Source organism: Actinosynnema sp. ALI-1.44, assembly GCF_001984155.1.
In the GTDB taxonomy this organism is placed as follows: Bacteria; Actinomycetota; Actinomycetes; order Mycobacteriales; family Pseudonocardiaceae; genus Kibdelosporangium.
Window position 1 is genome coordinate 208189 of the sequence record NZ_MTQO01000051.1, and the last position, 13838, is coordinate 222026.

Below are 13838 nucleotides of genomic sequence, written 5' to 3' on the forward strand. Positions count from 1 at the left end.
GACGACTCAGATGTCCAGTTCGACGTCACCGCAGGGTGCGGTGACGCACAACTGGATCTGCTCGCCGGGCTCCGCCGTGATCGTCCCGGTGAGCACATTGCGGACCGATCCGCTGGACTTGACGCTGGTGCACGTGTGGCAGACGCCCATCCGGCAGCCGAAGTCCGGTCGCAGACCCGCGGCTTCGGCCTGGTCCAACAGGGTGCGGCCGTCGCCGCGGGCACTGACACCACTGCGGGTGAACCGGACCTCGCCGACGGCGTCCCCGGCTTGGGGCACCAGGCCCTGGGTGGTGAACCGTTCGACCCGCAACCTGTCGCCGATCCCTTCGGCCCGCCACAGCGAAGTGACCGCGTCCATCAGGGACGGAGGACCGCAGCAGTAGCTGAGCGCCTCGGCGTAGTCGGGCACGAACCGCAGCAGTTGTTCGCGGCTGAACCGTCCGTGCTGCCGTGGATAGACCACGGTGACTCCCGGGTGGGTGGCCGCGAGCTCGTCGCGGTAGACCACGTCGCCGGGCCCGGCCGTGTAGTGCAGGAAGGTGATCCGGCCGGTGTGCCGCCGGTCGACCAGGGTGCGCAGAATGGACATCACCGGCGTGACACCGCTGCCGCCGCTGATCAGCAGGACGTGTTCGGGCACCGCGGCGGGCAGGACGAAGTTGCCTTCCGCCTGGGAGAGCCCCACGACCAGACCGGGCCGCGCGGTGCGCTTGAGATGGCCGGACACGGTACCGGCCGGGTTCACCTTGGCGGTGATCTCGATCAGACCGTCCGCGCGGTGTGCGGAGCAGGCAACGGAAAAGCACCGGGTTCGCAGCACCCCGTCGACATCGACACGGAGGCGCACGTGCTGCCCGGCCTGCGCCCCACGCCAGTTCCCGTTGGGGCGCAACGTCAGCGTGACCGTGCTCGGCGTGTGGTGAGCGACATCGGTGACGACCGCGCGCACCTCGTTGACCGACCACAGTGGATTGATCAGGCCGAGGTACCGGTCGACACCGTGCGGTACGGTCAAAGCCGTGACCGCGCGAGAGGTCAGCACCTTGCGTGCCCGGCGCCAGCCCGCCCGGGCGAGACTCGAATTCAGCACCACGTTGTGCCCCCGGTTTCCTGAACGACGCGGTGGTGCCAGTCCGGCAGGGGAAGCTGGCTCCTGGCACCACCGCGCTGTCGCGCTAGAACTTCCCGCAGTTGGTGGTCGCGGATTTGCCGGACAACCGGTCGGCCAGCCAGTTCGCGGAGTTCGCCATGGCCGCGGGCACGGCGCCGACGTGGGCGAACACCGGCGTGCCCGCCAGGTCGTTGAACTGGACGGTCGCGCCCTTGCCGCACCAGTCCTTGGCCATTTGCTTGCCCTGGCCGTAGGGAACGATGTCGTCGTTCGGCGCGTGCTCGACGAGCACCGGCGCGGTCGGCTTGAGGTTGCCGATCTTCAGCTTCGCCAGGATGGTTCTGAACGGTTCCTCGCTGAGATACGCCGACACCGGGCGTCCGTCCTGGGTGAGCGTGCTCGACTGCGTGAACGGGAACTTGAGCAGCGCGCCGATCGTGCACAGGTTCTGCGCGTCCTTGTACAGCTGCCTGCCCTTGTCGTTGGCGAGCTTGGTCAGGATCTCCGTCTCCGGGTACGCGGTGTTCAGGCCGACCAGTGCGAACCCGAGGAACGCCACGGCGTACGAGCCGTCGAGCGACTTGGCCAGCGCGCCGAGATCCGCAGGCGGCGCGCCGACGTAGGCGCCTTGGACGTTGAGCTCGGGCGCGTAGGCCGGGGCCAGTTCGACCGCGGCGGCCGAGCCGCCACCGCCCTGCGAGTACCCGCTGATCCCGACCGGTCCGCCCGCGGGCAGGCCGGAGTTGGGTAGCCGCTGCGCCGCGCGGATCACGTCGAGCACCGCGTGCGCCTCGGCCTCCCGCATCACATAGGTGTGGTCGCCAGGGGTGCCGAGACCCTCGTAGTCGGTCTGCGCGACCGCTATTCCCTTTTCCAGCAGGGCGTTGACGAACCCGGTCTGGAATATCGACGCGGCGTCGCCCTGGCCCTCGCCCGCCATGGTCTTGGAGGGCGCGCACCCGTCACCGAGGCCCGCGGTGAACGGCGCGTAGCCGACGACCGGTCGCGGACCGGGCCCCGGCCATGCCTTCTTCGGCACCATGACCGTGCCGGTCACGGGGATGACCTTGTCCTTCGAATCCCGGCTGAGGTACATGACCCGGGTGGCGTCCGAACCGGCGATGAACGACGGCTGGGACTTGATGACGTCACCGTTCCTGCCTGCTGGCAACGGTGACGGTGGGGTGTAGAACGCCTCGTCCGCGCCTGCCGACGGCGCTCCCGAGACCACGACGGCCGCGAAGGACGCCGACGCGAGAGCAGCGGTGAACCCGCGTCGAACCGAAATGGACATGAGTGTTTCTCCATGGGAGAGAGCAGTGGAATGAATTACAGGGTGACCGCCCCTCGTTGTGCGAACAAAGAATGCTTCAAGTGGACAGATACTGTCAACCATAACGGTGCGGTGACGTGGCGGACGGCACTGTGCCGGTGGGTTTCTGTCACGTGGCCATATTGTCGAAGTTGCCGTCGCTCACTACGTGACAATTTCGTGTGCACCGGGAAATATGCGGAAACAAGCAATTATGTTCAGAACCTGGGTGCTGGAATTGCGCCGGGATGAGTGTGACGGCTTCACCGGGCGAGGAGGCGCTACGCCCCGCGAGTGATCGCGCCGAGGGCGTCGGCGATCAACGAGCGCAGCCAACGATGTGCGGCGTCGCGGTCATGGCGGGCGTGCCAGGCCAGGACAGCGGGAATCGGCGACGTGGGCTCGGGCATCGGGTAGCTGCGCAGCGAGGGCGGCAGGGCGTGTTCGGTGAGCAGCCGGGGCGCGACCGTGATCAGCTCGTGCGCCGCCACGATTCGGAGCGCCAGTGCGAGCGTCGGCACGGTGAAGGCGACTTTCCGGCTGAGCTTGTGGGCCTTCAACAGGTCGTCGACGCGGTTGTTCCCACTACCCCGGCGCGAGATCACCACGTGCGGGAGCGCGGTGAACACACCCCATGACGACGGCGCCTGCGGCAGGTCACGGCGGCCGATCACGGCCAGTTCGTCGGTCAGCACAGTGGTCGACCGGGCATCGGCGTGCGTCGGGACCACGTTGGTGATCTGGAAGTCGATGCGGCCCCTGCGCAACTCGTACTCGTCGACGCCTGCGTCCGTTTCGCTCAGCACCCGCAGGCACACTCCCGGAGCCACCTGGGCGAGGTCGGCGGCGAGGCGAGTGGTGAGCGCCTCGATGACCACGTCGTTGCACTGCAGGGTGAAGGTGCGTTCCAGCGTGGCCGGGTCGACTTCTGTCGCCGGCGTCAGCACGGCCTGTGCGCGGGTGACGAGCTGGTGTACCTCGTCACGGATCTGCTCGGCGTACGGCGTGGGCAGCATCGTCCTGCCGGAACGAACCAGGATCTGGTCACCGGTGGCCCGCCGGATCCGGCCGAGGGCGCGGCTCATGGCGGGTTGTGTGAGGTACAGCCGCTCGGCGGCCGCGGTGACGCTGCCCTCGTCGAGCAGGGCGTCCAGGGTGACCAGCAGATTCAAATCCAAATGCACCCAGGTAATGCTACCCATGACGAGGTATGCATTTGAAGTTATCCGAATCCCGCTGTTGGCTGGTGTCAGGGCATCACCACAAGGGAGGAACGAACGATGCGCACTGTGATCGTCGGAGCGGGCCTGGTCGGGCTCACCACGGCGGCTTCGCTGCGGCTGATCGGGCACGAGGTCACCGTGCTGGAACACGCGCCGGAGGTGCGAGCCGTCGGGGCAGGCATCGGGCTGTGGCCCAATGCGCTGCGCGAGTTCGACACGGTCGGCCTTGATGTCCGGAGCATGGGCAAGACCGTCGACGCCTGGTTCTACGACGCCGCCGGATGCCCGATGCGCGCGGACGGCTACGACGTCGTCGACCACCAGTTCCTGATGGTTCCGCGTTCGGACCTGAACAACCTGCTCGCCGACACCGTCGGCAGGGACAAGATCCGCCTCGCAACCCACGTCACCGGCTTCACCGAGCACGACACGCACGTGGCGGTGCACCTCGCCGACGGGGAGCACGTGCAGGCGGACCTGCTGATCGGAGCGGACGGGGTGTACTCCGACGTCCGCGCCACCCTGCTGCCCGGCAGCGAGGCGATCACGCACGCGGGCAACTACGCCTGGCGGGCCGTGGTGCCCTCCGGCGACGAGCGGCCGGAAGGCACGATCCTCACCCTCGGCTCCGCGCGGACCCGTGGCGGGTACACCCGAGTCGCGGAAGGACAGACAATGTGGATGATCAACCAGTTCGACGCCGGGGAACTGGTCGGCAGCAAGAAGGACCGGGCGCTGCGGCGGGCCCGCAACGTGGCCGCGTCCGGCTGGCACGACGAACTGCTGGCGATGATCGCCGCGACCCCGGAGGAAGCCATCCTGGAGAACCAGATCATGGTCGTCCCCGAGTTGCCGCGCTGGACCACCGACCGGGTCGCGCTGATCGGAGACGCCGCACACGGCCTGTCCCCGCACATCGCGGCGGGCGGCACCCTCGGCATCGAGGACGTCGGCGTGCTGCGTACCGAACTGGCCGACGAGCCCGACACAGCCAAGGCCCTCGCCCGCTACGAAAGCGCCCGCATGGCCCGGTTCGAGCAGGTACGTGCACACTCCGCCGCCGTCGAGCACGCCGAGGGACCCGCCGACACCGCCGAGCGCTACACCGCCTTCAGCCACTGGATGCTCAACACCGCGCCCGCCACCTGAACCTCGACCACCAGAGTGATCCGAGCGGTGCGGCGGCCGGGATGTGAGGATGTGCCTCAGCCGCTGAAGGAGGAGATGGTGGGGAAGAAGAAGCGCGTGCCACGCGCCGTGTACGAGAGTGCCTTGTTCGACCTGCAGGCGCGGCTGGTGCAGATGCAGGAATGGGTGCGCGCGCAGGGCGTACGCGTCGTAGTGGTGTTCGAAGGGCGTGACGCGGCAGGCAAGGGCAGCACGATCAAACGGGTGACGGAATACCTGAACCCCCGCGTCGCCCGGATCGTCGCGCTGCCCCAGCCCACCGAACGGCAACGCACCCAGTGGTACTTCCAGCGCTACATCGAGCAGCTGCCCGCGGCGGGCGAGATCGTGCTGTTCGACCGCAGTTGGTACAACCGGGCGGGCGTGGAGCGGGTGATGGGATTCTGCACCCCGGACGAGTACCGGCGCTTCCTGCGGCAGTGCCCGATCTTCGAGCGGCTGCTCATCGAGGACGGGATCATCCTGCTGAAGTACTGGTTCTCGGTCAGCGACGAGGAGCAGGAACGCCGCTTCCGGGGGCGGCTGGAGGACCCGATGCGGCGCTGGAAGCTCTCCCCGATGGACCTGGAGTCGATCACCCGCTGGGAGGACTACTCACGCGCGAAGGACGAGATGTTCGTCCACACCGACATCCCCGAGGCACGCTGGCACGTGGTGGAGAGCGAGGACAAGCGCAGCGCCCGCCTCAACATGATCTCGCACCTGCTGTCGATGATCCCGTACCACGAGGTGCGACGCCCGCCGCTGGAACTGCCGCCCAGGCCCGCCTCCACCGGATACGTCCGAACGCCACGCGAACACCAGAGCCATGTCCCCGACTACGCGGGCTCCCTGCTGTCCTGATCACGTAGTCGTACTGTCAACGAGGAGTCAACGGCCTGGCAACGGGCTGAGTGAGGGTGACTCCCATGACCACCAATCGAAGAAGCTTCCTCACTGCCACCGCTGCGGGTGTCGGTGCGTTCGCCCTCGGCGCGGGCAAGGCTGGTGCCGCGTCCCGCGAAGCCGCGAGCGGCGACGTGTGGGGTGTCACCGTCGACTCGCGCGTGATCACCCCATCGGACGAACGCGTACCGGACACCGGCAACGACTTCATGTCCGGCTACGGCGTCGACCGGCGGGCGGCCACCGGTACGGAACTCGAGCTGTGGATCCGTTGCCTGATCCTCTGGGACAACGGGACGCCCAACGTCATGGTCACTGCCGATGTGCACAGTTTCTCCGCCGAGATGCACGACCAGATCCGGGCCGGGCTCGCCGAGGTGGGCATCGGGGGCGGCGACTTCGTCATCGCCGGGACGCACACCCACTGCGGGCCGACGCTCAGCGATCCGCCGCACTCGGGGATCCTGCAGGGACTCACGCCGGAGGACCGCGAATGCGTACAGGCGTACAGCGACTGGCTGGTCGGTGAAGTCGTCGACTTCGTCAAGTACAACCTCGAACAGACGCCCGTCCAGTGCACCCTCGACTACGACTTCGCCACGACAGCGTTCGCGGGCAACCGGGAAGGCCTGCCCGACGTCGACCACGCGGTCCCGGTGCTCACCGCGCGGCAGACCGACAACGGTGATGTCGTGGCGATCCTGTTCGGATACGCGTGTCACCCGGTTGCCCGCAACTTGAGCGACAAGTACAACTCGGACTTCCCCGGTAAAGCAGTCGAACTGCTGCAGGAACGCTACCCGGTCGCCACCGCGCTCTACCTCACCGGCGCCGCGGGCGACCAGAACCCGGTGGACTCCGGGCCGGGCGTGGAGGAGAGGTTCGGGCAGCAGCTCGCCGACGCTGTCGCATCCATTGTGGACAACGGCGGTACCCCGGTGACCGGGCCGCTGATCACCGACTACCGGTTGGCGCACCTGGATTTCGACCTCGACCAGGTGTCGCGGCCGCAACTGCGCCAGCTGTACCAGCGGCGGGTGAACGGACAGCTGGACCCCGCGAACAGCGACCCGACAGCCTTGCTCGTCGCCCAGCGGCACGCCCGGTGGATGCTCGAGCAGATCGACGGCGACACCGTGCCCACCGAGGTCGAACTGACCCTGCACCTGTGGACGTTCAACCCGGACAACCCGATCCGCATCCTCGCCATGGGCGGCGAACCTGTGGTCGGCTACTCGTTGGGCTACAAGGAGGAGTTCGGCGGCAGCGAACGGCTGTGGGTGGCGGGCTACGCGGGCCACGTGCCCGGCTACATCCCCACCAACCACTACCTGACCGACAAACCCGGCTATCCCTCCGGCTACAACGCGGACCGCCCCGAGGTCGCCGGGATCGGCACCGCCGCACCCGCCTACACCTACCCGTGCCGGTTGCGGGTCGGGATCGAGGAGAAGATCGACACGGTGGTGCGCACGATGGTGGACGGGTCGAAGCCGGACGGCTTGGTGACGCGGTCCCAGACCAGGAGACGTTGAGCGGCCCGGTGGCGAATGGGCTTTCACGGCACGAAAAGGCGGCTGGGTGATGATCACCCAGCCGCCTTTCGCGTTGGTTACCGCACCCGCTGGTTGAGGTCGCCGCCGATCTGGAAAGCGGTCACCGAGTCCGTGTTCACGGTGTACCACTCGGCGTCGAGATCGCCTTCCTTCACGTCGAGCGCGTCACCGCGCTGCACCGCGATCCGTTCCCCGTCGATCTGGAACCCGGTCACGCCGTCGGCCTGGTGCACCAGCGGCGCGTCCAGGTCGCCCTCCTTGACGTACAGGCTCCCGCCCTCGGCGAACGCGATCCGGTCGGTGTCCAGCTGGAAGTCCGTCACCGAGTCCGTGTTCACCGTCTCCCAGCCGGGGCCGAGGTCGCCTTCCTTGACCAGCAGGGCACCGGACGTGGTCAGCACCGCGACCCGGTCACCGGACAACTGGTAGCTCCGCACGGTCTCGTCCTGCAGGATCGGGTCCGCGTCCAGCGCGTCGTCCTTGACGTACAGGCTCGTGCCCTCGGTGTACGCGATCCGCCTGCCGTGCAACTGGAAGCTGGTCGCCGAGTCGGCGTCGACGGTGTACCAGTCAGCGGTCACCTCGCCTTCCTTGACCAGCACGGCGCCGTCGTCGGTCAGTACGCCGATCCGGTCGCCTTCCAGCTGGAACTTCTTCACCCCGGTGGCCACCTGGACCGGTGCCGCGTCGAGCTCGCCCTCGGCCACGTACAGGGTCTCGCCTTCGGTGAACGCGATCCGGTCGCCGTCGAGCTGGAAGTCGGTGACCGAGTCCGGGTTCACCGTGACCGAGCCGGGATCGAGGTCGCCTTCCTTGACCGACAGCGCGCCGTCGTCGGTCAGCACGCCGATCCGCTCACCCGCCAGCTGGAACTTCTTGACGTCGCCTTCCTGGAGGATCGGTTCGGCGTCCAGCGGGCCGTCCTTGGCCCACAGGTCGGTGCCGTCGGTGTAGGCGATCCGGTTCACGCCGGGTGCGGGTTGCCCGGACGTGCCTGCCTCGAACAGCCGGACGGCTCCGGCGTAGCCGCTGCGCGTCGCCGACGCCATCCGCACCTTCAGGCCGGAGCTGGGTGCCTCGACCATCCACCCGTCACCGGCGTAGATCGACACGTGGCTGATGTTGCCCTTGGAGTTGCGGAAGAACATCAGGTCACCGGGCAGCAGCGGATCGAGGCCCTCCGCCGGGGCGAACCGGTCGACGGCGCGGGACGTCTGGAACTGGGACCCGCTGGTCCCGTCGATGATGTCCTCGCCGACCGACAGGAAGTACGCGAACCGCACCAGTCCGGAGCAGTCCAGTCCCTTGACGCGGCAGTCGTTCGGCGCGCCGTTCTGGGGATCGCAGATGCCGAAGCTCGGGCCGGGTTGCCCGGGGACGTGCCCGCCGCCCCACGAGTAGTCGAGGCCGATCTGGTCGCAGGCGTGCAGCACGGCCGCGTTGGCCTGGTCGGCGGCTCCGTCGGCGAGCACGCCGCACGCCGGGGCCGCCGAGGCGGTGGGCGACGTCAGCACCATCGTGGTGCACAACAGCAGCAACGCCGCCAGTGCCGCCCTGATTCGCATGCCGGGCATGGACATTCCCCTCACCGGTTGCAGTTGATGTGACCGGCGGGCAGTTCGCCGTTGTTGTAGTAGCGCAACGCCGCCTGGAAGTCGCTGCACCGCTCCGCGTCCTCGCGCTGGCTGGGCGCGTAACCGATGTTGCGGTTGACGCCGCCCATGTAGAGGTTGTCCGCGTGGGCGTTGGTGTTGGCTCGCGCGACCGTCCAGTACCAGCGGGCGACCGGCGCGCTGAGCCCGAGGGAGGCCGCGGCGTCGGGGTCGTTGACGAGGTCGTGTCCGAGGTACGCGCCCGCGCTGCGGTAGTTGTCCACGCCGGTGAGCTGGATGTAGCCGCGGCCGCGGTACCTGCTGCCGTTCCCGGCTTCACCGGCGTTGTAGCGGAAGCCGCTTTCGTTGCGCAGGGTCGCGAGGAACGCCGCGATCCGGGCCGGGTTGTTGATCTCGCCCTCGTCCATGGCCTGGTTGAGCCCGGGCAGTCCCTCGACGATGAGCGCCTCGTCCGTGTCGCGGCCGAGGTAGCCGTAGATCTGCTTGAGGTCGGCGAGGGAGACGTAGGTGTCGCCGCTGCCCGACTGGGTCGGCGCCAGCAGTTGCACGCCGGTGACGCCGCCCTCGTCGGCGACGAACCACCCTGGGTCGAGGTCGCCCTCCTTGACCAGCAGGTTGCCGTTCTGGATCACCGCGACCCGGTCACCGTCGAGGTCGAACGCCGTCACGTCGTCGTCCTGCTGGATCGGCGGCGAGTCGAGGTCGCCATCGGTGATCCACAACGACTTGCCCTCGGCGAACGCGATCCGCTCGCCGTCGAGCTGGAAGTCGGTCACCGAGTCGGCGTCGATGGTCGCCCAGCCCGGTTCCAGGTCCCCGCCTTTGACCAGCAGCGCCCCGGCGGTCGTCAGCACGCCCACCCGGTCCTTGTCCAGCTGGAACTTCTCGACGCCACCCTCCTGGAAGATCGGCGGCGCGTCCAGTTCGCCTTCGAGCGCCCACAGGTCGGTGCCCTCGGTGTAGGCGATGCGGTCGTCCTCCAGCTGGAAGTCGGTGACCGAGTCCGTGTTCACCTCGGCCCAGCCGGGGTCGAGGTCGCCTTCCTTGACCAGCAGCGCGCCCTCGTCGGTCAGGACGGCGATCCGGTCGCCTTCGAGCTGGAACTTCTTGACGTTGTCGTGCTGCGGGATGATCTCCCCGTCGAGGCCGCCGTCGACCGCGTACAGCTTGGTGCCCTCGGTGAACGCGATCCGGCCGTCGCGGATCTGGAAGTCGGTGACCGAGTCCGTGTTCACCTCGGCCCAGCCGGGGTCGAGGTCGCCTTCCTTGACCAGCAGCGCGCCCTCGTCGGTGAGCACGGCGATCCGGTCGCCGTCGAGCTCGAACTTCTTGATGCCGTCGCCCTGCGGCACCCATTCGGCGTCCAGTCCACCCTCCTTGACGTAGAGGGTGTCGCCTTCCAGGACGGCGATGCGGCTGTCCTGGGTGGGTGGCGGTTGTGCTGCCGCGTGCGGCGCGACGAGCACCCCTGTCGCCAAACTCACGGCGCAGAGGGCAAGGATTGGTCTAAGTCGGTGAGTCACCGGGACCTCCCGTGTTCGCAACGGATTTCGACGCCGTCGAGCATGGGCAGCGCCGCCGACACGGCCTTGACGCGCGCATGACCGCAGGCGTCAACTTCCGGTTGGCGCGGAGGACCAGTACTGTTGTGTGACTACGTTTCGGGGGAAATGGAGGGCGATGGACGGCGACCTCGAGTTCAGGATTCTTGGTCCTCTTGAGGTGGCCAGGAATGGCGCGACTGTCGCTCTGCCATCGGCCAAACAGCGGATTGTGCTGGCAACGCTGCTGCTCAAGGCGGGTCACGTTGTCGAGGTCGACGAGCTGATCGACCACCTGTGGCAGGAAGACGTCCCTTCCGCGGCCCGGGCGACCGCGCAGGCGTACGTGATGCGCCTGCGCCGGGCGTTGGGCGAACCGACCGAGGGCGCGGGCGTCCTTCGCACCCACCAGAACGGTTATCTGCTCACCGTCGCGCCGGAACAGTTCGACCTCACCAGGTTCACCGCCATTTTGGACAAAGCAGACATAGCGGCCCGTGCGCGGGATCGGCCTGCCGAGGCCGCGTACCTGCACGAGGCGCTGTCGTTGTGGCGTGGCCGCCCCCTGTCGAACGTGTCATCCGACTCGTTGCGCCGCAAGGAGATCCCGTGGCTGGACGAGTCACGCCTGCGTGCGCTGGAGCGAAGGATCCAGATCGACCTCGAATCCGGCCGTCACCGTGAGACGATCAGCGAGCTGCAGGTCCTGATCAGCGAGTACCCGTTGCGGGAGCAGTTCTGGACACAGCTGATGCTCGCGCTGTACCGGGCCAGTCGCCAGGCGGACGCGCTGGACGCGTACCGCAGGCTGAACAAGACCCTCGCCGACGAGCTGGGCCTGAGCCCGGGTGAGGAGGCGCAGCGGCTGCACGCCGCGATCCTCAACCAGGACTTGCAACTGGCCACGCCGCAGCCGCAACCCGCCGTCACCGCCACGACCCGTGAACCGAGCACACTGCCGCCGGACATGGCGGACTTCGTCGGACGGCAGGAGGAGATCGCGGCCGTCACCGAACTCCTGACGCCCCGACCGGACGAGCGCACGCAGCGCCTGGTCGTGCTGTCCGGTGCGCCCGGGGTGGGCAAGACCGCGCTTGCCGTACACATAGGACACAAGGTCGCCCGGCACTTCCCGGACGGCGTCCTGCACGTGAACCTGCTCGGGTACGCGCCCGGCGCGCCGCTGACCGTCCGCCGCGCGCTCACGCACCTGTTGCGCACGTTGGGGATGCGCCCCGAGCAGGTTCCGCTGGACCTGGACGAGCAGATCGACCTCTACCGGTCGCTGCTGGCCGGGCAACGCCGGTTGATCCTGCTGGACAACGCGATCAGCCCGGACCAGGTACGCCCGTTGCTGCCTGCCGGACCGGGCTGCGCGGTACTGGTCACCAGTCGCAACGAACTGCGCGGCCTCACCGCGTTGCAGGGCGCGCGCCGGATACCCGTCCTGCCGTTGCGCGAGGGCGACGCGCGGCAGTTGCTCGCGGAGATCGCGGGCCCCGAGTTCGTCGCGGCGGAACCGGGCGCCAGCAACGAACTGGTGCAGCTGTGCGGACGGTTACCGCTCGCGGTGCGGATCGCGGCGACCAACCTGTCCAGCCGGTCGAAGACCACGGTCACCGACTACGTCTCGGAACTGCAGCGCGCCAACCGGCTCGCGGACCTGGCCATCGACGGTGACGAGGAAGCAGCGGTGTACAGCGCTTTCGGGCTGTCCTACGAGATGCTCAAGCCCGAACCGCGGCACCTGTTCCGGATGCTCGGCCTGGTCCCGGGAACCGACTTCACCACAACGGCCGCGGCGGCGCTGACCGACGAGCCCGTCGAGTTGGTGCGCAAACTGCTCGACCAGCTGGCCTCGGCCAGTCTGATCCAGCACCATTCGCCCGGCCGGTACCAGTTCCACGATCTGTTGCGGCTCTACGCGAACCACCGCGCGTACACCGAGGAGAGCGAGGAGCGCAGGACCGCGGCCCTGCAGCGGTTGTACGAGTTCTACCTCACCACCGCGGACGCCGCGGCAGGCACACTCAACCCCGATCTGGCCCGGCTGTCGCGGACGGTGCCGTTGCCCACCACCACCGTCGCCCAGATCACCGACCGCAGGACAGCCGTCGAATGGCTCAACAACGAACGGAGCAACCTCGTCGCGGCCGTCGAACACGCCGCGAAGGACGAGTCGTGCAAGGCGATCGGCTGGCACCTCGCCGACGTGATCGCCGGATACCTGCACCTGCGGCGGCACGACGGCGACCTGCTGGCGACCGCGACGGTGGCGTTGGACGTCGCCCGTGGCCAGCACGACCAGGTCGCGGAGGCGACCACGCTCAACACGCTGGGCGTGCTGTACTGGAGCGTAGGCGACTACCCCACCGCACTTGACCACTTCGGACGGTCGCTGAGCCTGCACAAGGCGGCCGGTCACGCCCTCGGCGCCAGCACGACGCTGACCAACCAGGGCGTGGTGTACCTCGAGGACGGCAGGGTCCTCGAAGCCGCCCGCGCGTTCAGCGAGGCCCTGCAACTCGGCCAGAACGCGGGAGCGGGAGGACACGCGGCGGTCGCACTGGCCAGGCTGGGACACGCCCGGCTGGAGATGGGCGAACTGGCCACCGCCAAGCAACACCTCGAACAAGCGCTGACCACGTGCCGCGCGCTGCGGCTGACGCACACCGAGGCGACCGTGCTCAACACCCTCGGTGCGGTGCACCTGAGGCTCGGCGAGTTCGACCAGGCCATCGCGTGCCACGAGGAAGCCCTCGAGCACTACCGGCTGTTGGGTTCGCGGCACGACCAGGCCGAGGTGCTGCAGAACCTGGCGGCGGTGCACCGCGACAGCCGCCGGTTCCCGTCGGCGGTCGACTACGGTACGCGGGCACTGGAGCTGGCCAGGCAGACCAGGAACGTCCGGTTCGAAGTGGACACCCTGAACACGATCGGCACGGCGAGGCAAGGCATGCGGGACTGGCGGACCGCGCTGGACCAGCACGGCACCGCGCTGGGGCTGGCACAGCGAATCGGCTACCGGCAGGGCGAGATCACCGCACTGATCGGCCTGGCCGGTGCCCGCATGGGCTTGGACGAGACAGCGGCGGCCGCGTCGGCGGCCCGCCAGGCGGTGGACCTGGCCACGGCGACCAGGTTCCGGCTGCGGGAGGCACAGGCGCTGGTCGTGCTCGCCGAGGCGGAGCTGAGACTCGGCAAGCACGATTCCGCCCGTACCCATGCCGTGGCCGCGTTGCGGCTGCACAACCAGGCCGGGAACCCGATGGGCCAGGCGGCCAGCGAGAGTCTGCTCGGTGAGCTCGCCGCCCTGCGGGCGGACCACGCCGCCGCTGATGTGCATCGGGCGGCCGCGGCGCGTCTGCGTGAGCAACTCGGCTTCGCCGACTGACTACGCGGCGGGG

9 protein-coding genes are annotated in these 13838 nt (G+C 68.5%); 4 read left to right on the plus strand and 5 right to left on the minus strand.

Translation table 11 applies throughout. The annotated features are described in order from the left end of the window. Positions 1-6: 6 nt before the first annotated feature. From ALI144C_RS36125 to ALI144C_RS36135, 3 genes are all read right to left on the minus strand, one after another. Complete coding sequence (locus ALI144C_RS36125; protein ID WP_193441252.1) at positions 7-1095, minus strand: ferredoxin reductase; 1089 nt, start codon at positions 1093-1095, stop codon at positions 7-9. 82 nt (positions 1096-1177) lie between these two features. Continuing rightward, on the minus strand, positions 1178-2407 hold the full coding sequence (locus ALI144C_RS36130) for a lipase family protein (protein WP_076991719.1): 1230 nt from the start codon (positions 2405-2407) through the stop codon (positions 1178-1180). Positions 2408-2706: 299 nt separating this feature from the next. Continuing rightward, entirely contained in the window at positions 2707-3609 is a 903-nt protein-coding gene (locus ALI144C_RS36135; RefSeq protein ID WP_076991720.1) for a LysR family transcriptional regulator, read from the minus strand. Between the two features lie 96 nt (positions 3610-3705). On the opposite strand from ALI144C_RS36135, the gene ALI144C_RS36140 reads away from it, so the two are divergent. The 3 genes from ALI144C_RS36140 (at position 3706) to ALI144C_RS36150 (ending at position 7256) form a co-directional block, all read left to right on the plus strand. Next, positions 3706-4797 (plus strand): FAD-dependent monooxygenase, encoded by a 1092-nt coding sequence (locus ALI144C_RS36140; RefSeq protein WP_076991721.1) that lies wholly within the window; start codon positions 3706-3708, stop codon positions 4795-4797. A 75-nt stretch (positions 4798-4872) separates the two neighbouring features. Beyond that, the gene (gene ppk2 / locus ALI144C_RS36145; RefSeq protein WP_076992037.1) at positions 4873-5679 is read left to right on the plus strand and encodes a polyphosphate kinase 2; all 807 of its coding nucleotides are present in this window, start codon (positions 4873-4875) and stop codon (positions 5677-5679) included. Positions 5680-5744: 65 nt separating this feature from the next. Beyond that, complete coding sequence (locus ALI144C_RS36150) at positions 5745-7256, plus strand: hypothetical protein (RefSeq protein ID WP_076991722.1); 1512 nt, start codon at positions 5745-5747, stop codon at positions 7254-7256. Positions 7257-7333: 77 nt separating this feature from the next. Here the strand turns inward: ALI144C_RS36150 and ALI144C_RS36155 are convergent, their stop codons facing one another. Continuing rightward, positions 7334-8851, minus strand: coding sequence for a C40 family peptidase (locus ALI144C_RS36155; RefSeq protein WP_168211434.1), 1518 nt, complete (start codon positions 8849-8851; stop codon positions 7334-7336). Between the two features lie 11 nt (positions 8852-8862). Then, complete coding sequence (locus tag ALI144C_RS56885; RefSeq protein WP_202819137.1) at positions 8863-10374, minus strand: glycoside hydrolase family 19 protein; 1512 nt, start codon at positions 10372-10374, stop codon at positions 8863-8865. Between the two features lie 196 nt (positions 10375-10570). Between ALI144C_RS56885 and ALI144C_RS36165 the strand changes: the two genes are divergently transcribed. Then, on the plus strand, positions 10571-13825 hold the full coding sequence (locus ALI144C_RS36165; RefSeq protein WP_076991725.1) for an AfsR/SARP family transcriptional regulator: 3255 nt from the start codon (positions 10571-10573) through the stop codon (positions 13823-13825). Positions 13826-13838 lie beyond the last annotated feature (13 nt).